Source organism: Mycobacterium sp. E1715 (assembly GCF_001667625.1).
In the GTDB taxonomy this organism is placed as follows: Bacteria; Actinomycetota; Actinomycetes; order Mycobacteriales; family Mycobacteriaceae; genus Mycobacterium.
Window position 1 is genome coordinate 19,367 of the sequence record NZ_LZJJ01000050.1, and the last position, 23,480, is coordinate 42,846.

Annotated in this window: 20 protein-coding genes; 11 read left to right on the plus strand and 9 right to left on the minus strand. The window is 66.9% G+C overall.

What is annotated here, in order from left to right; all coding sequences use genetic code 11:
- Positions 1-130: 130 nt before the first annotated feature.
- Genes A9X03_RS02845 through pknB form a run of 6 tightly spaced genes read left to right on the plus strand, consistent with a single transcriptional unit; the run spans position 131 to position 8,189 of the window.
- Positions 131-598 (plus strand): FHA domain-containing protein, encoded by a 468-nt coding sequence (locus A9X03_RS02845; protein ID WP_046183038.1) that lies wholly within the window; start codon positions 131-133, stop codon positions 596-598.
- Positions 595-2,112 (plus strand): PP2C family serine/threonine-protein phosphatase, encoded by a 1,518-nt coding sequence (locus tag A9X03_RS02850; protein ID WP_067779084.1) that lies wholly within the window; start codon positions 595-597, stop codon positions 2,110-2,112. Before A9X03_RS02845 ends, A9X03_RS02850 begins: the two co-directional genes overlap by 4 nt.
- Entirely contained in the window at positions 2,109-3,518 is a 1,410-nt protein-coding gene (locus A9X03_RS02855) for an FtsW/RodA/SpoVE family cell cycle protein (protein WP_067756239.1), read from the plus strand. Before A9X03_RS02850 ends, A9X03_RS02855 begins: the two co-directional genes overlap by 4 nt.
- Complete coding sequence (gene pbpA, locus A9X03_RS02860; protein ID WP_067779087.1) at positions 3,515-4,993, plus strand: D,D-transpeptidase PbpA; 1,479 nt, start codon at positions 3,515-3,517, stop codon at positions 4,991-4,993. The genes A9X03_RS02855 and pbpA overlap by 4 nt, the downstream gene beginning before the upstream one ends.
- Positions 4,990-6,318 (plus strand): serine/threonine-protein kinase, encoded by a 1,329-nt coding sequence (locus A9X03_RS02865; protein ID WP_067779088.1) that lies wholly within the window; start codon positions 4,990-4,992, stop codon positions 6,316-6,318. The genes pbpA and A9X03_RS02865 overlap by 4 nt, the downstream gene beginning before the upstream one ends.
- Positions 6,315-8,189 carry a Stk1 family PASTA domain-containing Ser/Thr kinase gene (gene pknB, locus A9X03_RS02870; RefSeq protein ID WP_067756246.1) on the plus strand — a complete coding sequence of 625 codons (1,875 nt, stop codon included), beginning with the start codon at positions 6,315-6,317 and terminating at the stop codon, positions 8,187-8,189. Before A9X03_RS02865 ends, pknB begins: the two co-directional genes overlap by 4 nt.
- Here the strand turns inward: pknB and A9X03_RS02875 are convergent.
- Positions 8,167-8,853, minus strand: a complete 687-nt coding sequence (locus A9X03_RS02875) for an aminodeoxychorismate/anthranilate synthase component II (protein ID WP_067756248.1) — start codon at positions 8,851-8,853, stop codon at positions 8,167-8,169. The two genes, pknB and A9X03_RS02875, sit on opposite strands and share 23 nt — an antisense overlap.
- 26 nt (positions 8,854-8,879) lie before the next feature.
- Positions 8,880-9,623 (minus strand): DUF881 domain-containing protein, encoded by a 744-nt coding sequence (locus tag A9X03_RS02880; protein WP_067779094.1) that lies wholly within the window; start codon positions 9,621-9,623, stop codon positions 8,880-8,882.
- A gap of 118 nt (positions 9,624-9,741) precedes the next feature.
- On the opposite strand from A9X03_RS02880, the gene crgA reads away from it, so the two are divergent.
- Positions 9,742-10,023 carry a cell division protein CrgA gene (gene crgA, locus A9X03_RS02885; protein ID WP_067756253.1) on the plus strand — a complete coding sequence of 94 codons (282 nt, stop codon included), beginning with the start codon at positions 9,742-9,744 and terminating at the stop codon, positions 10,021-10,023.
- 155 nt (positions 10,024-10,178) lie between these two features.
- A complete protein-coding gene (locus A9X03_RS02890; RefSeq protein ID WP_067756360.1) occupies positions 10,179-10,604 on the plus strand; it encodes a PH domain-containing protein in 426 nt (141 codons plus the stop codon).
- A 21-nt stretch (positions 10,605-10,625) separates the two neighbouring features.
- Here the strand turns inward: A9X03_RS02890 and A9X03_RS02895 are convergent, their stop codons facing one another.
- Complete coding sequence (locus tag A9X03_RS02895; RefSeq protein WP_067756256.1) at positions 10,626-11,174, minus strand: peptidylprolyl isomerase; 549 nt, start codon at positions 11,172-11,174, stop codon at positions 10,626-10,628.
- Between the two features lie 164 nt (positions 11,175-11,338).
- Here A9X03_RS02895 and cwsA point away from each other — a divergent pair, with 164 nt between their 5' ends.
- Positions 11,339-11,773 carry a cell wall synthesis protein CwsA gene (gene cwsA, locus A9X03_RS02900; RefSeq protein WP_068016483.1) on the plus strand — a complete coding sequence of 145 codons (435 nt, stop codon included), beginning with the start codon at positions 11,339-11,341 and terminating at the stop codon, positions 11,771-11,773.
- A gap of 12 nt (positions 11,774-11,785) precedes the next feature.
- Here the strand turns inward: cwsA and A9X03_RS02905 are convergent, their stop codons facing one another.
- The gene (locus A9X03_RS02905; protein WP_068259599.1) at positions 11,786-14,959 is read right to left on the minus strand and encodes an adenylate/guanylate cyclase domain-containing protein; all 3,174 of its coding nucleotides are present in this window, start codon (positions 14,957-14,959) and stop codon (positions 11,786-11,788) included.
- A gap of 128 nt (positions 14,960-15,087) precedes the next feature.
- The gene (locus tag A9X03_RS02910; RefSeq protein WP_369830990.1) at positions 15,088-15,912 is read right to left on the minus strand and encodes a phthiotriol/phenolphthiotriol dimycocerosates methyltransferase; all 825 of its coding nucleotides are present in this window, start codon (positions 15,910-15,912) and stop codon (positions 15,088-15,090) included.
- Between the two features lie 61 nt (positions 15,913-15,973).
- On the opposite strand from A9X03_RS02910, the gene A9X03_RS02915 reads away from it, so the two are divergent.
- Together A9X03_RS02915 and A9X03_RS02920 are read left to right on the plus strand one after the other, a co-directional pair.
- Entirely contained in the window at positions 15,974-17,722 is a 1,749-nt protein-coding gene (locus tag A9X03_RS02915) for an AMP-binding protein (protein ID WP_068259605.1), read from the plus strand.
- Positions 17,723-17,763: 41 nt separating this feature from the next.
- On the plus strand, positions 17,764-18,795 hold the full coding sequence (locus A9X03_RS02920; RefSeq protein ID WP_197696003.1) for a rhamnan synthesis F family protein: 1,032 nt from the start codon (positions 17,764-17,766) through the stop codon (positions 18,793-18,795).
- Positions 18,796-18,809: 14 nt separating this feature from the next.
- Here A9X03_RS02920 and A9X03_RS02925 read toward each other — a convergent pair whose 3' ends face one another.
- From A9X03_RS02925 to A9X03_RS02940, 4 genes are all read right to left on the minus strand, one after another.
- A complete protein-coding gene (locus A9X03_RS02925; RefSeq protein ID WP_067756276.1) occupies positions 18,810-19,511 on the minus strand; it encodes a GAP family protein in 702 nt (233 codons plus the stop codon).
- Positions 19,511-20,764: a glycosyltransferase gene (locus A9X03_RS02930; RefSeq protein WP_068259611.1), complete on the minus strand. Its 1,254-nt coding sequence runs from the start codon at positions 20,762-20,764 to the stop codon at positions 19,511-19,513. Before A9X03_RS02930 ends, A9X03_RS02925 begins: the two co-directional genes overlap by 1 nt.
- Before the next feature lie 17 nt (positions 20,765-20,781).
- Positions 20,782-22,245, minus strand: coding sequence for an acyltransferase (locus A9X03_RS02935; protein WP_082974413.1), 1,464 nt, complete (start codon positions 22,243-22,245; stop codon positions 20,782-20,784).
- On the minus strand, positions 22,236-23,480 hold a 1,245-nt coding region (locus tag A9X03_RS02940; protein WP_156746453.1), incomplete at its 5' end, for an SDR family NAD(P)-dependent oxidoreductase. The genes A9X03_RS02940 and A9X03_RS02935, both read right to left, overlap by 10 nt.

Sequence of the window (23,480 nt, forward strand, 5' to 3'; positions counted from 1 at the left end):
CTGGGCTCAACGCTGCCGTGCTTCGCCCCGCGTCGACCGCCGTCCAAGTATCGTGACGTTGCCGATGTGCTCGGGGTCACGGGCGCCAGGGGGACGCTGGATTTCGGGGCCAGGACGGAAAGGACGCCAGATGCAGGGACTCGTACTGCAGCTGACGCGCGCCGGATTTCTAATGTTGTTATGGGTATTCATCTGGTCCGTGTTGCGAATTCTGCGGACCGATATCTACGCGCCCACCGGGGCCGTCATGGTGCGCCGCGGCTTGGCGCTGCGCAGCACCCTGCTGCCCTCGCGGCAACGCAGGCACGCGGCGCGCTACCTGGTGGTCACCGAGGGCGCGTTGGCGGGGGCGCGCATCACACTCAGCGGGCAGCCGGTGTTGATCGGAAGAGCTGACGACTCGACGCTCGTGCTGACCGACGATTACGCCTCGACGCGGCACGCCCGCCTATCGCAGCGCGGTTCGGAATGGTACGTCGAGGATCTAGGATCGACCAACGGCACTTACCTTGACAGGGCAAAGGTGACGACTGCGGTACGAGTTCCGATAGGGACGCCGATTCGGATCGGCAAAACGGCGATCGAGTTGCGCCCGTGACCCTGGTCCTGCGATATGCCGCGCGCAGCGACCGCGGCCTGGTGCGCTCCAACAACGAAGACTCCGTATACGCCGGCGCGCGGCTCCTCGCGCTGGCCGACGGGATGGGCGGTCACGCCGCCGGCGAGGTGGCCTCCCAGTTGGTGATCGCCGCACTGGCCCACCTCGACGACGATGAGCCCGGCGGCGACCTGCTGGCCAAGCTCGACGCCGCGGTGCGCTCGGGCAACGCGGCCATCGCGGCGCAAGTGGAGGCCGAGCCCGAGCTCGAGGGGATGGGCACCACGCTCACCGCAATATTGTTCGCGGGCGACCGAATCGGGTTGGTGCACATCGGCGACTCGCGCGGCTATCTGCTGCGTGACGGCGAACTGACGCAGATCACCAAGGACGACACGTTCGTCCAAACCCTGGTCGACGAAGGGCGGATCACCCGGGAAGAGGCGCACAGCCACCCGCAGCGGTCGCTGATCATGCGCGCGCTGACCGGTCACGAGGTCGAGCCCACGTTGACCATGCGCGAGGCGCGCGCCGGTGACCGCTACCTGCTCTGCTCCGACGGGCTCAGCGACCCGGTAAGCGACGAGACCATCCTCGAGGCGCTGCAGATTCCCGACGTCGCCGAAGCCGCCTACCGCCTCATCGAGTTGGCGCTGCGCGGCGGCGGGCCGGACAACGTGACCGTGGTGGTGGCCGACGTCGTCGACTACGACTACGGCCAGACCCAGCCGATCCTTGCTGGAGCTGTTTCCGGGGACGACGACCAGATGACGTTGCCCAACACCTCCGCGGGCCGCGCCTCGGCGATCAGACCGCGCGAAGAGGCAGCGAAACGGGTTGCGCCGCAACCGGAAACGCCGAGCCGGCCGCGGTGGCCCCGTCGGCGGATGTTCTTCGTGGTGACGCTGGCGGTGCTGTTCGCCCTTTCCGGACTGGCCATCGGATGGTGGGTGATTCAGCGCAACTATTACGTCACCGAGTACGACGGCAAAGTTTCGATCGTCCGCGGAATCCAAGGGTCCTTGCTCGGCGTGCCCCTGCAGCAGCCGTATCTGGTGGGCTGCCTGACCGCGCGCAACGAACTCTCCCTGATCAGCTACGGCCAATCCGACCACTCGAACTGTCAGCTGATGACGTTGCGGGACTTGCGCCGTCCCGGCCAGGTCCAGGTTCAGACCGGACTGCCGGGCGGCAGCCTGGATCAAGCCGAGTCACAGCTGCGTCAACTGCTCGCCGAATACCTGCTGCCCACCTGCCCGTCCCCGCGCGCCACGTCACCGCCGGGGCAGCCGGCCCCCGGGAGCGGCACCCCCGAGTCCAGTGTCGCGACATCTCCAGCACCGACCACGCCACCGACCACCGCCCCTCCCGGCTCCAGCACCCCAGCTCCTACCAGTGCCACAAGCGGCCCCGCGCCCTCGTCGCAGGCGGGCCCCACGACCACATCTCAGACGGTCACCGCGCTTCCAGCGCCTCCACTTCAACCGGGCATCGACTGCCGGACGGTGGCATGACGACCCAACTCCAGCCGCCCGTCGCGGTCACGCCTCCGCTGCCCACCCGTCGCAACGCCGAGCTGCTGCTGCTGTGCTTCGCCGCAGCGATCACCGTCGCGGCGTTATTGATCGTCGAGGCAAACCAGGACCGTGTCTTGCGCTGGAACGTCATCAGCTACGGGCTGATATTCCTGCTCGTGTTCGGCTCCGCGCACCTGGCCATCAGACGGTTCGCCCCATATACCGATCCGCTGCTGTTGCCAATTGTGGCTCTGCTCAATGGACTTGGGCTGGTGATGATCCATCGGCTCGACCTCGTCAACAGCCAGACAAGCGGCCGCAATCATCCCAGCGCCACCCAGCAGTTGATGTGGACGGTGGTCGGCGTGGTCACGTTCGCGCTCGTGGTCACGTTTCTCAAAGACCATCGACAGTTGGCTCGCTACGGCTATATATGCGGCATCACCGGCCTGGTGCTGTTGGTGATTCCCGCGCTCCTGCCGGCTTCGCTGTCCGAACAGAACGGCGCAAAGATCTGGATCCGCCTCCCCGGCTTTTCCATTCAGCCCGCCGAATTCTCCAAAATCCTGTTGCTGATCTTCTTTTCCGCCGTGTTGATCGCCAAGCGGGGGCTATTCACCAGCGTAGGAAAGCATTTCATGGGTCTAACCCTGCCGCGCCCGCGAGACCTCGCGCCGCTGCTGGGCGCCTGGGTGGCCTCGATCGGTGTGATGGTCTTCGAGAAGGACCTCGGCACCTCGTTGTTGCTTTACGCGTCGTTCCTGGTGGTGGTTTACCTTGCGACGCAACGGATCAGCTGGGTGCTGATCGGCCTGGTGCTGTTCGCAGTGGGCAGCGTCATCGCCTACTTCATCTTCGCCCACGTCCGGGTCCGCGTGCAGATGTGGTGGGACCCGTTTTCCGACCCCGACGGCAACGGCTACCAGATCGTGCAGTCGCTGTTCAGCTTCGCCACGGGTGGAATCTTCGGCACCGGGCTCGGCAACGGTCAGCCGGACACCGTGCCGGCCGCGTCGACCGACTTCATCATCGCCGCATTCGGTGAAGAGCTCGGGCTCGTCGGGCTCGCCAGCATCTTGATGCTCTACACCATCGTCATCATCCGCGGCATGCGCACCGCGATCGCGACGCGAGACAGCTTCGGCAAGTTACTGGCCGCGGGCCTCGCCTCCACCCTGGCCATCCAGCTGTTCATCGTCGTCGGCGGCGTCACCCAACTGATCCCGCTGACGGGCCTGACCACACCGTGGATGTCCTACGGCGGATCGTCGCTCCTGGCGAACTACATACTGCTGGCGATCCTGGCTCGCATCTCCAACAGCGCCCGCCACCCCCTGCGCGGACGCGACCGCAAGGATTCCCCGATCGCGGCGGCCAAGACCGAGGTGATCGAGAAGGTATGAACACCTCTCTGCGCCGCATCTCGGTCACCGTCATGGCGTTGATCGTCCTGTTGCTGCTCAACGCCACCATGACGCAGGTGTTCGCCGCCGACTCGCTGCGCGCCGACCCGCGCAATCAGCGCGTGCTGCTGGACGAGTACTCGCGCCAACGCGGGCAGATCATCGCCGGCGGCCAACTGCTGGCCTACTCGGTGGCCACCGACAGCCGGTTCCGCTTCCTGCGGGTGTATCCCAACCCGTCGGTGTACGCGCCGATCACCGGCTTCTACTCCCTGCGCTATTCGAGCACCGGCTTGGAGCGCGCCGAGGATGCGCTGCTGAACGGATCCGACGAGCGGCTGTTCGGCCGCCGCCTGGCCGATTTCTTCACCGGCCGCGACCCCCGGGGCGGCAACGTCGACACCACAATCCGGCCGCGGGTCCAGCAAGCGGGGTGGGACGCAATGCAGCAGGGCTGCGGCGGGCCGCCGTGCAAGGGCGCCGTGGTCGCCCTCGAACCGTCCACCGGCAAGATCCTGGCCATGGTGTCATCGCCGTCGTATGACCCCAACCTGCTCGCGTCGCACGATCCTCAAGTGCAGGCGCAAGCATGGCAGCGGCTGCGCGACGACCCCGACAACCCGCTGACCAACCGCGCCATCTCGGAGACCTATCCGCCCGGTTCCACTTTCAAAGTCGTCACCACCGCGGCGGCGCTTGAGGCCGGGGCGACCGACGCCGAACAGCTCACCGCCGCTCCGTCAATCGCTCTGCCCGACAGCACCGCGACGTTGGAGAACTATGGCGGCCAGCCCTGCGGCAGCGAGGCCACGGTGTCGCTCAAGCAAGCGTTCGCCCTGTCGTGCAACACCGCCTTCGTGCAACTCGGCATGCACACCGGCGCCGACGCGTTGCGCAGCATGGCGCGCGCGTTCGGCCTGGACTCCACGCCGAGCGTCATCCCGCTGCAGGTCGCCGAATCGACCGTCGGAATCATCCCGGACGCCGCCGCCCTGGGCATGTCCAGCATCGGCCAGAAGGATGTCGCGCTGACACCGCTGGAGAACGCCGAGATCGCCGCGACCATCGCGAACGGCGGGGTACAGCTGCAGCCTTACCTGATCGACAGCCTCAAAGGGCCCGATTTGGCCAACATCAGCACCACCGTTCCCTATCAGCAGCGCCGCGCGGTGTCGCCCCAGGTCGCCGCTAAGCTAACAGAGCTGATGGTCGGCGCCGAGAAGGTCGCACAGCAGAAAGGGGCCATTCCCGGCGTGCAGATCGCATCGAAGACTGGTACCGCAGAGCATGGCACCGATCCGCGTAATACGCCGCCGCACGCGTGGTACATCGCCTTCGCGCCCGCGCAGACGCCGAGAGTCGCCGTGGCAGTGTTGGTGGAGAATGGCGGCGACCGCCTGTCCGCGACGGGAGGTGCACTCGCCGCGCCGATCGGACGGGCTGTGATCCAAGCCGCGCTACAGGGAGGACCATGAGCCCGCGAGTTGGTGTGACGCTGTCTGGCAGATACCGCCTGCAGCGCCTGATCGCCACCGGCGGCATGGGCCAAGTGTGGGAGGCGGTGGACAGTCGGCTCGGCCGGCGCGTGGCGGTCAAGGTGCTCAAGCAGGAGTTCTCCCAGGATCCGGAATTCATCGAGCGGTTCCGCGCCGAGGCGCGCACCACCGCGATGCTCAACCACCCCGGCATCGCCCAGGTCCACGACTATGGCGAGAGCCAGCTGGACGGGGAGGGCCGCACCGCCTACCTGGTGATGGAGCTGGTCAACGGCGAGCCGCTGAACTCGGTGCTCAAGCGCACCGGCCGGCTGTCGTTGCGGCACGCGCTGGACATGCTCGAACAGACCGGTCGTGCGCTGCAGGTCGCGCACGCGGCCGGTCTGGTGCACCGCGACGTCAAGCCGGGAAACATCCTGATCACGCCGACGGGCCAGGTGAAGATCACCGACTTCGGTATCGCCAAGGCCGTCGACGCCGCGCCCGTCACGCAGACGGGGATGGTGATGGGAACCGCCCAGTACATCGCCCCCGAGCAGGCCCTGGGTCATGACGCGACTCCCGCCAGCGACGTGTACTCGCTGGGAGTCGTCGGCTACGAGGTCGTCTCGGGGAAGCGGCCGTTCACCGGTGACGGTGCCCTGACGGTGGCGATGAAGCACATCAAGGAGCCCCCGCCGCCGCTGCCCGCGGAGCTGCCGCCCAACGTGCGCGAGCTGATCGAGATCACGCTGGTCAAGAACCCGGCGATGCGCTACCGCAGCGGCGGGCCGTTCGCCGACGCCGTTGCGGCGGTGCGGGCCGGCCGCCGGCCGCCGCGCCCCAGCCAGTCGCCCCCGCCCGGGCGGGCGTCGCCGGCGGCCATTCCGTCGAGCCCGACCACCAGGGCGGCCGCTGTGTCCAGCACCCGGGCCGCGGCGCCGCGCCGATCCCGGCCCGCCACCGGGGGCCATCGGCCACCCCCGGCCCGGCGCACCTTCTCGTCGGGCCAGCGCGCGTTGTTGTGGGCCGCCGGAGTGCTGGGGGCGCTGGCGATCATCATCGCGGTGCTCATCGTCATCAATTCCCGCGCCGATACCCAGCAGGCACCGCCGCCGCCGACCGTCACCGACACCGGGACTCCGCCGGCGCCGCCGGCCACCAACACCCCGAGCGGTGCCGCGTCCGGCCCCGTGCTGCGGCTGAATTGGACGGATCGCGGGACGATAGGTAATTCTGGACTGCAACGAGGGCCGGCCGAATACGGGCGGGTTGAACCACTGACGCCCAGCGCGTCACCGGCCCGACACGAGATACCACGATGACCACCCCTCAGCACCTGTCTGACCGCTATGAACTGGGCGAAATCCTCGGCTTCGGGGGTATGTCCGAGGTTCACCTGGCCCGCGACGTCCGGTTACACCGCGATGTAGCGGTCAAAGTGCTGCGCGCCGACCTGGCCCGCGATCCCAGCTTCTATCTTCGGTTCCGTCGCGAGGCCCAGAACGCCGCCGCGCTCAACCACCCGTCCATCGTCGCGGTGTACGACACCGGCGAGGCGGAGACCCCGACGGGTCCGCTGCCCTACATCGTCATGGAGTACGTCGACGGCGTCACCCTGCGCGACATCGTGCACACCGACGGCCCGTTACCCCCTCGCCGGGCGATCGAGATCATCGCCGACGCGTGCCAGGCGCTGAACTTCAGCCACCAGAACGGCATCATCCACCGCGACGTCAAGCCGGCCAACATCATGATCAGCAACACCAACGCGGTCAAGGTGATGGACTTCGGCATCGCGCGGGCGATCGCGGACAGCGGCAACAGCGTCACCCAGACCGCGGCGGTGATCGGGACGGCGCAGTACCTCTCGCCCGAACAGGCCCGCGGCGACAGCGTCGATGCCCGGTCCGACGTCTACTCGCTGGGCTGTGTGCTCTACGAAATCCTCACCGGCGAACCGCCTTTCACCGGGGACTCGCCCGTCGCGGTCGCGTACCAGCACGTGCGCGAGGACCCGATTCCGCCGTCGCAGCGGCACGAGGGCATCTCTGCCGACCTCGACGCGGTCGTGCTCAAGGCGTTGGCCAAGAACCCGGACAACCGCTACCAGACCGCGGCCGAGATGCGCGCAGACCTGGTGCGGGTGCACAACGGCGAACCGCCCGAGGCGCCCAAGGTGCTCACCGACGCCGACCGCAGCGGCCTGATCGCCTCCGGCGCAAACCAGCCCGGGCCGCGCACCGATCCGCTGCCCCGGCAACCCCTTCGTCGCATCGACGACGGCGACGGCGGGGGGGTCGGCCGGTGGATCGTCGCGGTCGCCGCGCTGGCGGTGCTGACGATCGTCGTCGTCATCGCCTTCAACACCTTCGGCGGCACCACCCGCGATGTCCAGGTCCCCGACATGCGGGGCCAAGTGTCCGCCGACGCGATTGCCGCGCTGCAGAATCGCGGCTTCAAGACGCGTACCTTGCAGAAGCCCGACTCTACGATCCCGCCCGACCATGTCATCAGCACCGATCCCGGCGCGAACGCGTCGGTCGGCGCCGGCGACGAGATCACGATCAACGTTTCGACGGGTCCCGAGCAGCGCGAGGTGCCCGATGTCTCCTCGCTGAGCTACTCCGACGCGGTCAGCAAGCTCAAAGCCGCGGGATTCAGCAAATTCAAGCAGGCCAATTCTCCGTCGAGTCCCGAGTTGCTGGGCAAGGTGATCGGCACCAACCCGCCGGCCAACCAGACGTCCGCGATCACCAACGTGATCACCGTCATCGTCGGCTCCGGCCCCGAGACCAAGCAGGTGCCGGACGTCGCCGGTCAGACCGTCGACGTCGCACAGAAGAACCTCACGGTCTATGGCTTCACCAAGGTCACCCAGGCACAGGTGGACAGCACCCGCCCCGCCGGCGAGGTGATCGGCACCAATCCGCCCAAAGGTCAGACCGTTCCGGTGGATTCGGTGATCGAACTGCAGGTGTCCAAGGGCAACCAGTTCGTGATGCCCGACCTGAGCGGCATGTTCTGGACGGACGCCGAGCCGCGGTTACGGGCGCTGGGCTGGACCGGCGTGCTGGACAAGGGCCCGGACGTCGACGCGGGCGGCTCCCAGTCGCACCGGGTGGTCTATCAGAACCCGCCGGCCGGCACCGGCTGCAACCGGGACGGGATCATCACGCTGAAGTTCGGCCAGTAGCCGCGGGATCGGCCGGGAGATAGGGCTGCACCGCCGCCCGGACCTCGTTCTCGAGCCGGCGCACCAGCGTGTCGTTGCGGGCCCATCCGCAGTAGGCCAGCCAGTTGGCCAGCATGCGGTGGCCGCCCTCGGTCAGGATCGACTCGGGATGGAACTGGACCCCGTGGATCGGCAACTCCCGGTGGCGCACACCCATGATGACGCCGCCGCGGGTACGGGCCGTCACCTCCAGCACCGGCGGAAGCGACTCCGGAAGTATGGTCAGCGAGTGGTAGCGGGTCGCCGTGAAGGGATCTGGAAGTCCTTGCAGCACACCGGCGTTGGTGTGAAAGACGCTGCTGGTCTTGCCGTGCAGCAGTTCGGGGGCCCGGTCCACGGTCGCGCCGAAGGCGACGCCGATGGCTTGGTGGCCGAGGCAGACTCCGAGTAGCGGGGTGCGCTCCGCGGCGCACGCGTTCACCAGTCCGATGGACGCACCCGCGCGTTCCGGGGTGCCCGGGCCGGGGCTGAGCAGCACACCGTCGAACCGCTGGGCGATGGCGGCCTCGTCGGAGAGTCTGGCGTCGTCGTTGCGCCACACCTCGGCCTCGACGCCCAGCTGGCCGAGGTACTGCACCAGGTTGAACACGAAGCTGTCGTAGTTGTCGACGACCAGGATCCGCACCGTGCCAGGTTACAGTCCGGCCGAAATCAGTAGCCGATGGTTCCCATGGGCTGCGCGAAATGCAGCCGATCGGGCTCGGTGTGGCCGACGATCTGCACGTCCGGTTTGACCTCTTCGCGGTAGCCCAGCCCGAATCGGACCACGTACTGGCGGTACAGGGTGACCAGGGGAGCGGCGGCCAGGGCGGCCTGCATGGTGGCCGCGTTGCCGATCGCGGTGATCGTGTAGGGCGGGCTGTAGGTCCGGCCGTTGAGCAGCAGCGTGTTGCCGACGCAGCGGGGGACCGAGGTGGCGATGATGCGCTGGTCCTGCATCTGAATCGCCTCGGCGCCGGCGCTCCACAAGGCGTTGAGCACCGCCTCGATGTCCTGCTGATGCACCACCAGGTCGTCGGGGGACGCATCCCGCGGGAAGCGGCCGTTGGCGTCGCGCGGCGCGTCCTCCAGGGTGACGGTCAGCCCCGGGCCGTGCACCGGGTTCATCCCCGCATCGGCGGCCAGCTCGGCCGAGCGGCGCAGCATTGCCGCCAACGCCCGATCCGAGGACCGGCCGTGCGCGGCGTCGATCTTGCCGGCCAGCTCGTCGCGCTGGGCGTTCAGGTGATTCACCGAGGCCTGGGCCTCCCGGACCAGGTCGACCAACCGGGGCGCGTCGCTGCGGCGGATCTCGGCGCCGCCGGACACCCCGTGCGTGGCAGCCAGGAGCAATCCGGCCAGCAGGCACACCACCGGGACGCCGAAGCGCCAGGGTGACCGGCCTCCGTCGCTCATCTGCTCTCCAATTTCCTGGTCGCCGTGCCAGGTGGGTTAGTCTCGTAGCCAAGCTGTGCGTGCAGCTGCGGTCGTTATCGTTGCACCCCGTCCCGCTCACCGTCTTGTTGAGGTAATCATGCCCAAGTCCAAGGTCCGCAAGAAGAATGACTTCACCGTCAGCGCGGTCAGCCGCACGCCGGTGAAGGTGAAGGTCGGGCCGTCGAGCGTGTGGTTCGTCGCCTTGTTCGTCGGTCTCATGCTGATCGGATTGGTCTGGCTGATGGTCTTCCAGCTGGCGGCCGTCGGGAGTCAGGCGCCCGCCGCGCTCAACTGGATGGCACAACTGGGGCCGTGGAACTACGCCATCGCGTTCGCTTTCATGATCACTGGTTTGTTGCTGACGATGCGCTGGCACTGAGCACGACCAGCGGCCGAATGAATTCATTTTTGGGTTGCCCCGTTACTGCGCCAGCAACATTGCCGCCACCCAATCACACGCGTGTGATTTATCCCCACTGTTGATAGCGTCTGTGGATAACTCCATAGGCCGTGGTGGGAGGGCCTGAGCGGCGCATGCAGCAAACACAATGGGAGCCGCGTGTCCCCGGAATTGCTGGTTGTGGCCTTGCCGGGCTGCTGATGGCTATCGCGTCTGTGACCGTGGTCACAGACGCGCCGGGGCGCATTCTGACGGGGATTGCCGCGGTGGGTCTGATCTTGTTTGCGGGCGCGACGTGGCGCGCGCGGCCCAAGCTGGCAATTACCGCCGACGGCTTGGCGCTCCGGGGATGGTTCCGGACGCAGTTATTACGGCCGTCCGACATCAAGATCATCCGGATCACCGAGTTCCGCCGCTACGCACGCAAGGTGCGGCTGCTCGAGGTCGAGACGGCCGACGACAGCCTGGTGCTCTTCTCTCGGTGGGACCTCGGGACGGACCCGCTCGAGGTGCTCGACGCGCTGACGGCCGCCGGTTACGCGGGCCGAAACCCGCGTTGAGCGGACCGGGAAGGGCCGGGCTTAGGAGATCGTGATCGACTCGATGACGACCGGCTCGGTGGGGCGGTCGTTACTGTCGGTGGACGTCGTCGAGATCGCCTCGACAACCCGCTGCGACTCCGGGTCGGTGACTTCGCCGAAGATGGTGTGCCGGCGGTTCAGGTGCGGGGTCTTGCCGACCGTGATGAAGAACTGGGAGCCATTGGTGCCCGGACCCGCGTTCGCCATCGCCAGCAGATACGGCTTGTCGAATTGCAGTTCGGGGTGGAACTCGTCGGCGAACTTGTAGCCCGGGCCGCCGCGACCCGTTCCGGTCGGGTCGCCGCCCTGGATCATGAAGCCCTGAATCACCCGGTGAAAGACCGCGCCATCGTAGAACGGACCGGAGGAGCCACCCGAGGCGTTCTGGGTCGAGTACTCCTTGGTGCCCTGGGCCAGGCCAACGAAGTTGGCGACGGTCTTGGGTGCGTGGTTTCCGAACAGAGCGACTTTGATGTCGCCGCGGTTGGTGTGCAGCGTGGCGGTAGCGGTCTGAAAGGGGCTGTTGGTCACGGCATGAGAGTCTGCCACTCCGCGCCGGGATGCCCGCACCCGGTGTCACCCCGAGCCGGGCGACGACCGAAAAGGCGGCGCGCGCAGAACAGTTCCGCCGGCATCCCTATGCTGGCAGTCTGTTCGAGTACCCACGAGCCGGTCCCGCGACGGGCTTGCCCGGCGGCGCAGAAAGGCGGCAGATGAGCGCGAAGGCGGAATCCCGGCTGACCCCGCGCGAGCGACTCGCTCGCGGGCTGACCTACTCGACGCTGGGCCCGGTGGACGTCACCCGGGGGATCGTCGGCCTGAGCGCCCAGTCAGCGCAGTCGACCGCGGCGCAGATTCGTCGCAAATATCAAGAGGGGCGCCTCGCCAAGGAACTCGCCGCTGCCCAGGAAACCCTTGCGCAGGAGCTGGCCGCCGCGCAGGAGGTCGTTTCGAACCTGCCTCAGGCGCTGCAGGACGCGCGGCGCGCACAGCGTCGGACCAGGCGCCCGTTGGTGTTCGCGGGAGCGGCCGTTGTGGTCCTCGCCGGCGGCGCAGTCGCGTTCAGCCTGGTGCGGCGCTCGGTTCGCGCCAAGCCCCAAGAGCCGCAGTCCCGCCCGCCCAGCGTCGACGTGCAGCCGCGCCCCTGACGGCGGTCGGCCCTACCGCATCGCCTCGGCCCAGTCGGCGTGTCCTACGAAGCCAAGCGTCCTCGCCATGTCGCGGTAGCGATCTCGGAAACACGCGTAGGCGTCCGACTCGCCTCGCGCCCGCGCCATGAGGGCGCGCATGCGGTACAGCCAGATTTCACGTATCGCCAGGCCCTCATCGGCCGATGCGGCGGCTAACCGCTCGATTGCCGCCTCGGCGTCGGCGACGTCACGGTCGCTTCCCCGGTCCAGCAATGTCTCCACCAGTACCCCCGTCGCCAGAATGCCCCAGGACAGCAGCTGCCCCCCGCGGGCGAGGTGGTCGACCGCGGCGGACATCAGCGGTATCGCTTCGTCATGCTCCCCGCGGCGCGCCGCCTGACGCGCCACGTAGACATCGATCATCGGTAGATCGCACAAGAAGTGGCCCCCGCGCACGAACACGTCGCGAACCCCCAACAACAGCCGCTGCCCGCGATCCCGGTCGGCATCCGTATCGCGGTGCAGCAGCGCAAGGCCCAAGGTCAGCCATGCCACACCCACCTGGAGGTTGTCGCCGGACCGTTCGGCGATCGCCAGCGCGTCCTGGATCTCGCGGACGACGGAATCGTCCGGCCGCAGCGCGCCGGCCGGTACCGCGGCCGTATACACGTAGCTGACGACCGTAACGTAGGACAGCGAGTCGGCGCCGTGGGCCACCGCCAGGCCCCGCCGCTGATCGTCTCGCCAGCCGGCAAGGCCCAGCGCGTAGCGGGCGGTCGCCCGCTGCGCGTAGGCAAGCGCCAGGGGCGACCCGAAAAGAAAATTGCCCTTCGCGGGATCGCCGTCGGCCAGGTCGATCACCCGCTGGGACAAACGCAGCATCTCTGACCACTCGCCGCTTGCCATCTTCGCGCGGATCGGCGTGAAGGACAGCCCCACCGTCAGGGTCGGATCGCCAATGGACTCGATCAGGGCGATGGCTTCGGAGGCCAGCCGTGACGCCTCGCCCACCCTGTCCTGGAAGGCGTGGTCCACGACCAGCCCCGCCATCGCGATGGCCAGCGACGGCTTGTCGCCCGCGTCGCTGCACAACTTGCGCAACTCGTCGAACCGGTCGCCGACGTTGTTGACGTGCAGCCGCCAGGCGATCCCGCACAACATGGTGCGAGGAGCAATGCACATGGCCGCCAGGTCCGGGTCATCGGCAGTCAATGCGTCGGCGATCGTCGTGGCGCTCTCCCAACTCAGACGCGCCGCGGCGATATCGCGGTACGTCGCCCACTTGGCCGCGCGCATGTGCCAGCCGTAGGCACCCCGCAGGTCACCCGCGGCTTCCAGATGTTCGGCGATCAGCGCCGCATTCTGGTCGGCCGATTCCGGCTCGCGGGCCTCGATAGCGGCGGCGAGCCGACCGTGCATCTCCGCGCGATCGGATTTCAGTTGTGATTCATAGGCCACCGCCCGTATCAGCGGGTGGCGGAAGGCGAACTCCGCACCCGGGGTGAACCGGACCTGATCGATCAGCGCGGCGCTGAGCAGTGCGTCGAGGGCAGGGGCGTTGCCCACCGCAGCGAGTAACTCGGGGGTGAACCGCGACCCGATCACCGCGGCGGCGTTCAGCGTCTGCTTGGCATCCGGATCCAACCGATCGATCCGCGCCGCGATGGTTGCCTGCAGGCTGGCCGGTACGGTGACGTCGGCCACGTCTGTGCTGCAGGTGAATTCGCCGCGCTCGCCCTCGAGCACGCCGCGCTCGGCGAGCTCGTGAATCATCTCCTGCGCATAAAACGGGTTCCCGCCGGCCCGTTCGGCGACGAGCGCTTTGATTCCGGAGACCGACGGATCCGAGCCCAACAACTCGTCGAGCAGCGCAGCGGTTTCCGAATCACTCAAAGGGGCGAGCGAGATCGTTTGGGTGCCAGGGACTCTCGCCAAAGCGCCGTGATAGTCGGGGCGATAGGTGATCAGGACCATCGACGGCGTCTGGGGGATGACGGTGAGGAACTCGGCCAGCATCGAGTCGCTGACCTCATCGATCCAGTGCGCGTCCTCGATGACGTAGAGGACCGGTTGGGTGCGGTTCAGCGACAGGGAGTTGATCAATGCGGTCAGCCGACGCCGCCGCGCGTCGGGATGGATCGTGGGAGGCGGCGTCTCGGGGTCTCGAATGCCCATCAGGTCATAGAGCAGCAGCACGTCCTCGTCGGAGGCGTCGGGGAGGCCCGCGCGCACCTGTGCTCGCGCCGCCTCGTCGTCGAGCTCGGTGATCCGGGCGGCTTCGCGCAACAGTCCTGCCGCGACCAGGAAGGGGACATCGCTGGTGTGCGACTCGCAGTACACCGAGGACACTTCGACACCGCGCCGGCTGGCCATCGCGACAACTTCGTCAGCGAGTCGCGTCTTGCCGATGCCCGGCGGCCCGGCAACGCAGACCACACATCCCCGCCCGCTCATCGATCGGTCCAAAAGCCCTGCGGCCGTTGTCACTTCGAGGTCACGCCCTACCAATGCGCCTTGGGGCAGGCCGGTTCGGCGGTGCCCGTCCGTCATGCGCAGCAGACGCCGGGCCAGCACCGGGCCGTCGCTGCCCTTGAAGCGCACCTCCTCGGGATCGCCTAGATCGGTGGCGTGTTGGACGAGCCGGGCGGTCGACTCGCTGAGCATCACCCCACCCGGCGGTGCCACAGACTCCATCCGTTGGGCCATCCCGACTTGCTCGCCGATCGCGGTGTAGCGGAACGGACCGGACCCGATTTCGCCCGCTATCACCTGACCGGAGTTCAGTCCCACCCGCAACTGCAGGTCCACACCGTCGCGCTGTCGGACCTCGCCCGCCAGCCCCTTGATCTCCTCCTGAACCCCTAAGGCCGCCAGACAGGCGCGAACCGCGTGGTCCTCCATTGCTACGGGCGCCCCGAACACCGCCATGATTCCGTCACCGGTGAAGTTGTCCAGGGTGCCCCCGTAGTGCTGCACGACGTCGGTGCAGCGGTCGACAAGCTCGGCCATGATTTCTCGCAACCGCTCCGCACCGACGGCCGCGGCGATGTCCATGGAGTGCACCACGTCGGCGAACAGCACCGACACCTGCTTGTACTCCGCATGCGCGGCGGGCTGGGCAACCGGCGAACCACACCCGTGACAGAACCGCGCATTCTCGAGAAGCTCGGTGCCACACGCGTGGCACGCCGCTACGGCCGTCATCCGACCTCCGCCAATCCGGCCCCCTGCGTTTGCTGTGGTGATCAAAGAATAGGCCGTCGGGCACGGCGCGAGGGAGTGTTGGCTTCACACGGGGTGACGCCGACGTGAAGTCTCAAGACCCGGACGGATCAGTCCTTGGCAAAGCAGAACAACCGGTACGAAGCCTCGCCGTTCTCCAGACGCCGGTAGATCAGCGAACCGCGCCCCCCTGCATAGTCCTCGGCGATGCCGCGTACGAATGGGACGCTGGGCAGACGCCGGGTGATCTGGTCGAACAACCGATTCTGCTCGAGCCCGCGCATGACTTCCGCGTTGATCGTCGTCGCTGAAATCCGGCGCATCGCGATCCCGGCGAGGTCCGCTTCCCAGGAGGCGATCTCGTCGGCATAGCGGATATCCGCGTACAGGAAATGCCCTCCCGGCCGCAGCACGCGTTTCACTTCGGCGAAGAACCGGCGCACGTCGCGGTAATTTATCGCGGCTTCCACATTGATCACCGCGTCGAAGGACCCCTCGGGAAAGGGCAGGCTTTCGGCGTTACCCTGCACGAAGTTCAGGCCGGGCAGACGATGCCTCTTTTGGCAGAACGCTATGCCGACCGTATTGAGATCCAGGCCCGTGTAAGACGCCGGGTGCAGCGTCCGCATCAGATACGAGGCCCCACCGCCGTGGCCGCAACTGACTTCCAGCACATCCTTGCCGGTGAGATCCACCTGGGTCGCGGTGCGGTGATAGAGCTGGATGGGGAACCGGTCGGGCTCGTCGGAGGCCGCCAGCGGCAGGGCCATCGGCGGATCCTCCTCGTACCCGTAATTGAGGAATAGGACGTCATCTCTTGTGAGGAGACGGCTGAGGAACCGGTACCCGTATTTGAAGCGCAAATCCAACAGCGCCACCAAGATTGGCGTGCCGTTCAGCTGGCTGATGACGTTTTCTATAGGCGTACGTTGCAACTGCCCATCGTCTCGAGCCCAAAGCCGACGCAGTGTTAATGGCCCGGGTAACCTGACGCCCATGCTTAAGTGTCCCATTCCGACACTGCTGCGCGAACGCGCCAGTCTGCAGCCCAATCGGACAGCGTTCACGTTTATGGATTACGAGCGCGATCGCAACGGAATCGCCGAGAGCGTGACATGGTCACAGCTCTACCGGCGAGTGCTTGACGTCGCACAGGAGTTGAGGATTCACGGATCGCCGGGCGACCGCGCTGTGATCCTGGCGCCGCACGGGCTCGACTACATCGCCGCGTTCCTTGCGGCATTACAGGCAGGGCTGATTGCGGTTCCACTCGGTGGGGCCAGCGACGAACGCGTCGCCGCCGTACTGAAAGACACCGCACCCTCCGTCGTTCTCACGGTATCGTCCGCCGCAGGCGATGCCGCCCGGTACGTCGAGTCGGGGGCCGGGAGATCCGTTCCGTCGATCGTCGCGGTTGATTCGCTGGCTTCGGGCTCGAGGGCCGGGCCGCGCGGCCGGGTCGGCAGCGGGATCGACACCGTCTATCTGCAATACACGTCCGGGTCGACGCGCACCCCCGTCGGAGTGATGGTCTCCGACAGGAACATCCTGGCCAATTTCGAGCAGATCAACGCCGCCTTCTTCGGCGACCACGGCGGCGTTGCGCCACCGGACACCACCGTGGTGTCCTGGCTGCCCTTCTACCACGACATGGGGTTGCATCTCGGAATCATCTTTCCGGTGCTCACGGGATTCCACACCGTACTCACGACTCCAGTGGCGTTCCTGCAGCGGCCGGCCCGGTGGATTCAACTGCTGGCCGGCAACAGTCACGCACTTTCGGCAGGACCCAACTTCGCCTTCGAACTAGCCGCAAGAAAGACCTCCGACGACGACCTGGCAGGGCTTGAACTCGGCAACGTGCTCAGCATCCTCAACGGCAGTGAGCGAGTCCAGCCCGCGACGCTGCGGCGCTTCACCGAGCGATTCGCCACCTTCGGCCTCCAGGACCGGGTGTTGCGGCCCTCATACGGAATGGCGGAGGCGACGTTGTACATCGCCACCCGCGAGGCGGGTCAAACACCACGAGTCGCGCATTTCGACTCCGAAGAACTGACCGCCGGCCGCGCGAAGCGGTGTGCGGGCGGGGGCGGTACAGCACTGATTAGTTACGGCGCGGCGCGCTCACCCCTCGTGCGCATCGTCGATCCGGAGACGAGAATCGAATGTCCGGCCGGAATAACCGGCGAAATCTGGGTGCAAGGCGACAACGTCGCTTCCGGCTACTGGCAGAACCCACAAGCGTCTGAAACGACGTTCGGCGCAACGCTTGTCGATCCGTCGGCCGGCACGCCGGAGGGACCGTGGCTGCGTACCGGTGACATGGGCTTCTTCGCCGACGGCGAACTGTTCATCATCGGCCGGATCAAGGATCTATTGATCGTGTACGGACGCAACCACTCTCCCGACGACCTCGAGGCAACGATCCAAAGCATCGCGCCGGGGCGTTGTGCAGCCATCGCCGTTCCGGACGAGGGCACGGAGAAACTCGTCGCCATCATCGAGTTGAAGAGCCGCGACGATTCCGGCCAGGAGGCTTTCGATCTCGTCCGGCGCAAGGTCACTTCCGCGATATCCACCGTCCACGGGTTGAGCATCGCCGATCTCGTTGTGGTAGCGCCCGGTTCGATCCCCATCACCACCAGCGGCAAGGTCCGACGGGCGGCCTGTGTCGAGCGGTATCGACAGAATCAGTTCGCCCGGTTGGATGCGCAGCGCCGAGGGCCGGCCGTTCACGCCGACTGAGCACTCACGGACGCCACGGGGACGTGATGAAATTCTCGGAGATGCTGCGCACCGAAAGCGAGCGCGCTTCGGCCGCGGCGCGTTACCGCCGCAGCGGCAACGCTTTCCGCTTCCTATGCGAAACCCACCTGGAGCTTCCGCCGGATCCTCCACCCGGCCGCCGCACGCTTGCCCTGTTTGCGCACTTCGACCCGCAGGGCGTCGTCGATCCGTACGTCGCCTATTACCTGAAAGCCTTGCGGGAGCAGGGCGCGGCCATCGTCTTCGTCTCCGGCTCGCCCACTCTCACACCGGAGTCGGTGGCTTCCATCCGCTCCCTCTGTGATGGCATCTACACCCGCCGAACGCTTTCCTACGATTTCGGCTCGTGGCACCTCGCGTGGTGCATTCTCACGCACCACGGGTGGTCGCTCAATCACTTCGACCGGTTTCTGGTCGCCAACGACAGCGTCTTCGGTCCGCTCTTTCCCCTGGAAGACATGTGGAGTTCGTTTCACGGCGCCGACATGTACGGCGCTGTCGAGAACACCCAATTGGTTCCGCACCTCCAATCTTTCTTTCTCGTCTGGGATCTCGACTCGCACACCCGCACGTTCCTCGAAGACTTCTGGGATGGCTTCCAGTACGTGGTCCACAAGGGGATGGTCATCTGGCGATACGAGATCGGCATATCCGCCCGCGCCCGTAGAGCCGGACTCAGCCTCAACCCGTTCGTCTCCGCCGCCGCCATCGAACTCACCTACGGCCGCCCATCGGCCCGCCCGTGGGCCACCAGACGCTCTGCTCGCAACAACGGCACCCTGCACTTTTGGGATGGCCTCATCGAGGACTTCCGGTTTCCGTTCCTCAAGGCGAACCTGGCCCGCTACGACATGCCGTGGCACGCGTCCATGTCGGACCTGCGCGACGTCATCGAGCGACACACCGACTATCCCTTCCAGCTCATCCAGTCGAACGTGGACAGGCTCGGCCGGAGAGCGCCGTCCCTGATGAGCGGCTACGCCCGGCCCGGCGCCGGGCGGATGAACGGGCGCATGGGATCTGCTCGGCGAGGGCCGCGCGGTTCGAACTGAACGACATCGACCGCTCAGAGGCTGCTGACGCCCGAGGCCACCAGCATGATCCCGGCGAGAGCGGGTGCGGCGATCAGAAGCCGGCGACGGTGAATGGCAAACCACCTTTGCAGCTGCACCATCGCCAGCTGGGTCTGCGCCGGCGCGAGAAGATAGCTGACGAGGGGGACCTCTACCAGGACGAGGACCACGATCGTGAAGATCACGACCGCGCCGAGCTGAGCGCCGATCGCTGCTCTCGAGGAGACGATGATGGTGAGCACCACGAGATAATCGGCGAGTGGCATGGTCGTCACCAGTCCAATCCCAAACGCCACCCACGGGTTCCCGCCTTGCAACGCGCGGCGGACGCGGGCCGTCAGCCGGGCGGCCGCGGTCGGTCGGGGCGGCTGCGGGGCTCGGGACGGTGGGGCGCCGCGGTACGCCCACACTCCGGTCGCGATCGCCAGGGCGAGCACGCCGATCGCGATTTGGAAGTACCCGCCCGTGAAGCGCACGACCGTGGACCTCGCGTCTTCCATAACCGTCGCTGGCGAATCCCGCAGGAGTACGAAGGCGCCGACGCCCGGGGCTACGCCCGCTGTGAGGCCGCCCCACCAGTAGGCGAGGAGGTTGTGCCGGGGCCGGGGGCGTGACATCAAGATTCCGCCGATGACCAGTCGCGTCGGGTCCAGCGACAGCCAAACTGCGATCGGCAGCACCGTTCCCCACATCATCAAGCACGCTCCCCGACGGCGACCTTCTCCAAGAGATCCGCTGCCGCGGCAACACTTTCGGCGGGCTGTGTCATCTGGGCGGCGAATTCACGGGCTCGGCCGGCGTAGTGCGGCGCGAGGATCTCGCGGAGATGCCGGGCGAGTGACTCCACGGTGGTGCTCACCAACCGCTGGGCGCGGCCAACTCGCATCCGGCTGACCTGCGCGGCCCACAGCGGCTGCTCGGCCACATCCCAGAGGATCAGCATCGGGATTCCGGCTCGCAGGCCGGCGGCCGTGGTGCCCCCGCCACCGTGGTGGACCATGGCGCGGCAGAGTGGAAGCGTGGCCGCGTAATTCAGCGGGCCGACGAGCTTTATTCGGTCGGATTGTGAAGTACGTTGTGGGGCGCCCTCGCCCGAATAGACCAAGGCCCGTTCGCCAAGCTGCGTGCAGGCGGCGGCGATCATGGCGATCGTGTCGGCCGGGGATCGGACCGGTGTGCTGCCAAACCCGAAGTAGACGGGGGGCGTTCCCGCGGTAGCCCAGGCGGCCGCCTCACCGTCGTCACAGGTCGGTAAATCCATCGTGAGCGCACCGACGAACGGTCGCCGGCCATCCCATTCCTTCGCCAGGCCCGGAAAACAGGCTCGGTCGTAGGCCTGGATTTCGAGCGCTCCGCGATGCGCCATTCGCTTCGCCGCCGGGGCGGCGGCCCGCGGAAGGCCCAGTTGACGGCGTTGCTCGTCGTCGACCTCCTTGGTGATGCGCCAGTACAGCCACCACGCCGTCCTCAACGCGGTGCGGACCAGGGGGGCCGGCGATGGTACCGACGGAAGGGCCAGCTGGCCATTGACGCAGATCGGCATGTGATGCAGTGTCGCCACTGGGATGTCGTAGTACTCAGCCACATTGGCGACGACCCCGTGGTAGGTCTGGCCGGTTACCAGCAGGTCTGCGCCGTCCGCCACCGAAGTCAGCGTCGTGCCCATCTGCGCCCAGCCCTCGATGAAGAGCTCCCTGCCCGAGCGGACCAAGCTGAGCGGATTCTGCGGCTTGAAGGCGCGGTGGTGGAAGTCCGCGAGCGCGTTCACCTGCTCCTGCGAATCCGGCCCGTAGGCGACCGCAGGCAGCCCGGCGGCCTCCATGAGGCCGATCAGGTTGGGCGGCACCGCCATACGCACTTCGTGGCCGCGCCGCATCAGCTCGAGGCCGGCGGCGGCGCAGGGCTCGACGTCACCGCGAGTTCCGTGGGCGGCCAAGACAACCTTCATCGCTGCTACCGGCTCCGTCAGTCGTCGTCCGCGTAGGCGAGGTCCGTGGTTTTGGTCGGCGCACTCGAGCCGGGGCCTTCCAAGACTCGCTTGAACACGCCTTGCAACGCGTTCAGAAATCGGATGACGGAGTCCCTGGCCACCGGATTGTTGGGGAAATTCACCCATATCGATACCGCATCGAAGAGACGGATCACCGAGATGTACAAGTGCGCCGGATCCCGTGGATCGCAGTAGATTTTGAGATTCGCGTTCTTCATGTGGGAGGAGACGGTGGCAGAGAACGGCGGCAGGCCGGCATCCATGTAGTTGACCATGGTGCAATTCGGCCCCCACGGTCTGAGCCAGGGCGCCAACTTCAGCACGTCGTTGAACGACACATTCGCGAGATCCAGATTCGAGTCGAAGGATGCCTGCGCGGCACGCGCGGTCTCTGCAAACGATGTCGGGTCGACGGGGACGGTGAACGGGACCACGCCGGTGAACCAGCCCATGGTCGAGAATTCCGCCAGGGTTCTGCGTTTGTCGATGGGTGCGAGGCCGTAATACGTTGTCGCACCGGTTAGCTCGTATTGCGCGAGAGCAACGCAGGCGAACAACCCCCCGCTGATGCGCGCGGCCGCCCGGATGCAGAGTGATTCGAAAGCCGCGGTCTGTTCCTGGTCCATCAGCCGTTCGACCATGAGGTCACCACCGGAGGACACCGACAAGTCACCGAGGGGAAGCGGGAAGTCCGGGAGCGTTCCGCCATTCCGTTCGGCGAATTCGATCCATTTCCGCACCTCGGGGGAAGCGGACGTCAGGCCGGCCAGGTGTTGCTTCTCGCGCACGCAGAAGTCGTCGTGGCTGGCGGGCGGGGGGGAGGCGACGAGCGCGCCGCCGGTGATCAGGACCCGGTAGTTCATCAAGATTTCCGTGTACAGCCCCGAGATGATCGTCGGATCGCAGTGCACGTGGTCGACGATCGCAAAGAAGCTGAAGTGGTCCGCGCGCTGGATGATGCCGAACCTGAAGCAGTCCCATTGCACCGGGTCCGGGGTGGACAGCACGAACTGGCGCCACTCGTTGGGTGTCATCGCGTCATGCCGGATCGGAACGAACTCGATATCGGCGGGATCTTGGATGGTGTGGCGCACAATGCGTTCCGCGTCTTCGTACGCGAACCAACTGTGATACGTCTTGTGCCGGCGCAGGTGTGCATTGATGACGTAATTCATCGCGCGGACGTCGCACCGGCCCGGTTCGTCGCCGCACCCGATGACCAGCCGGGCATAGTCTAGGCCCCGAGCGGCGTATCGCGAAAAGCCGCGCAGGTGCGCCTCCTGCATGGCGCTCAGCGGCACATCGCTTGCCGGCGCGTGCCGGGCTTTCTCGAGGGAGGCCGGAGCTGCTTGCCAGGACACGATTCTGCCCGCCTCCGGCATCCAGTCATGAACGGTTCCCACGAACAGCCCGCGCGCCGGCCCTGCACCTACGAACACCCTGCCCCCTTCGGCACGTTTGCTCCGGCGTCGAGATCGGCGGTGGCGGAGAGAGTCTCACACAGCAGCCCGGCCAAACCGCGGATCGTGGTGATGTCGTTGGTGGTGACGCGGACCCCTGTTTCCGCCTCGATACGGGTCCGTAGCTCCAGGTTGCCCATTGAGTCGAGGCCATACTCGGACAGTGGGTGATCCGGGTCTATGGTTCGCCTGAGAATCAGGCTGACCGCGTCGGAAACCATGCGCCGGAGCCGGGCCGGCCAGTCCTCGCGCGGTAGCGCGTGCAACTCGGCCACCAATTCGCCTGCCCCCTTGGGGCTTTGGCTTCTGGAGCGAAATAACTCGGCGAACCTGCTGCGCTGTGCGTATGCGGCGAACCACGGTGTACCCGTCAACTTCGCATAACCGGCGTACGGCCGGTCGTGGCGCAAGAGCGCCTGAAACGCGTAGGCGCCCTCCTCGGCGGTGAAGGCCGTGTCCCGCCAGTGCGCAATCGCGGTGCCTTCGCCGTCCTGCCCGGGAGTCACCTCTTCGCCGGTCTCCGACCTGACCTCGGCGGCGCGACCGACCTCTGCCCACAATGCCCAGCCGATCGCGGTGGCTGGAAGGCCGCGGGCGCGGCGCCACCGCGCGAACGCGTCCAGCCAGCTGTTAGCCGCGGCGTACGCCGTTTGTCCGGGCGAGCCCACAAGACCCACCGCCGAGGAGAACACGCAGAACCAGTCCAGGTGGAGGTGGGCCGTCGCCTGGTGTAAGTTCCACGCCCCGAACACCTTCGGAGCCCAGTTGCGGTTGACGAGCTCGTCGCTCATGGTGGCGAGCATCGCGTTCTCGAACACCGCGGCGGCGTGCAACACCCCCCGCAACGGCAGACCGGTGGCAGTCGCCGCCCTCACCAAACGCGTAGCCGTGCCGTCCTCGGCGATGTCGCCGCACTCCACCTCGATGTCGGTGCCCATCGCCCGGATGAGTTCGATCGTTTCCAACGCCTTGGCATCCGGCCGCGACCGGGAGCTCAGTACGATGCGGCCGCAGCCGGCCGCGGCCATCCTTTCGGCGAGGAAGAGCCCGATGCCGCCCAGGCCACCGGTAATGATGTAGGAGCCGTCGTTCCGGAAGGTCCGGGCTTGACCGGGTGGTACGACGACGTTGGTGTGACCGGTCTGCGGCACATCGAGGAGGACCCTGCCCGTATGCTCGGCCTCGCTTTTCGCTCGGAGGGCCGCGGCGGCATC

Excerpts from the sequence above, each read along its gene's own strand:
- A9X03_RS02845 (WP_046183038.1), top strand. The coding sequence starts at position 131 with ATGCAGGGACTCGTACTGCAGCTGACGCGCGCCGGATTTCTAATGTTG.
- A9X03_RS02855 (WP_067756239.1), top strand. The coding sequence starts at position 2,109 with ATGACGACCCAACTCCAGCCGCCCGTCGCGGTCACGCCTCCGCTGCCC.
- pbpA (WP_067779087.1), top strand. The coding sequence starts at position 3,515 with ATGAACACCTCTCTGCGCCGCATCTCGGTCACCGTCATGGCGTTGATC.
- A9X03_RS02865 (WP_067779088.1), top strand. The coding sequence starts at position 4,990 with ATGAGCCCGCGAGTTGGTGTGACGCTGTCTGGCAGATACCGCCTGCAG.
- pknB (WP_067756246.1), top strand. The coding sequence starts at position 6,315 with ATGACCACCCCTCAGCACCTGTCTGACCGCTATGAACTGGGCGAAATC.
- A9X03_RS02880 (WP_067779094.1), bottom strand. The coding sequence starts at position 9,623 with ATGAGCGACGGAGGCCGGTCACCCTGGCGCTTCGGCGTCCCGGTGGTG.
- crgA (WP_067756253.1), top strand. The coding sequence starts at position 9,742 with ATGCCCAAGTCCAAGGTCCGCAAGAAGAATGACTTCACCGTCAGCGCG.
- A9X03_RS02890 (WP_067756360.1), top strand. The coding sequence starts at position 10,179 with ATGCAGCAAACACAATGGGAGCCGCGTGTCCCCGGAATTGCTGGTTGT.
- cwsA (WP_068016483.1), top strand. The coding sequence starts at position 11,339 with ATGAGCGCGAAGGCGGAATCCCGGCTGACCCCGCGCGAGCGACTCGCT.
- A9X03_RS02905 (WP_068259599.1), bottom strand. The coding sequence starts at position 14,959 with ATGACGGCCGTAGCGGCGTGCCACGCGTGTGGCACCGAGCTTCTCGAG.
- A9X03_RS02915 (WP_068259605.1), top strand. The coding sequence starts at position 15,974 with ATGCTTAAGTGTCCCATTCCGACACTGCTGCGCGAACGCGCCAGTCTG.
- A9X03_RS02920 (WP_197696003.1), top strand. The coding sequence starts at position 17,764 with ATGCTGCGCACCGAAAGCGAGCGCGCTTCGGCCGCGGCGCGTTACCGC.
- A9X03_RS02925 (WP_067756276.1), bottom strand. The coding sequence starts at position 19,511 with ATGATGTGGGGAACGGTGCTGCCGATCGCAGTTTGGCTGTCGCTGGAC.
- A9X03_RS02930 (WP_068259611.1), bottom strand. The coding sequence starts at position 20,764 with ATGAAGGTTGTCTTGGCCGCCCACGGAACTCGCGGTGACGTCGAGCCC.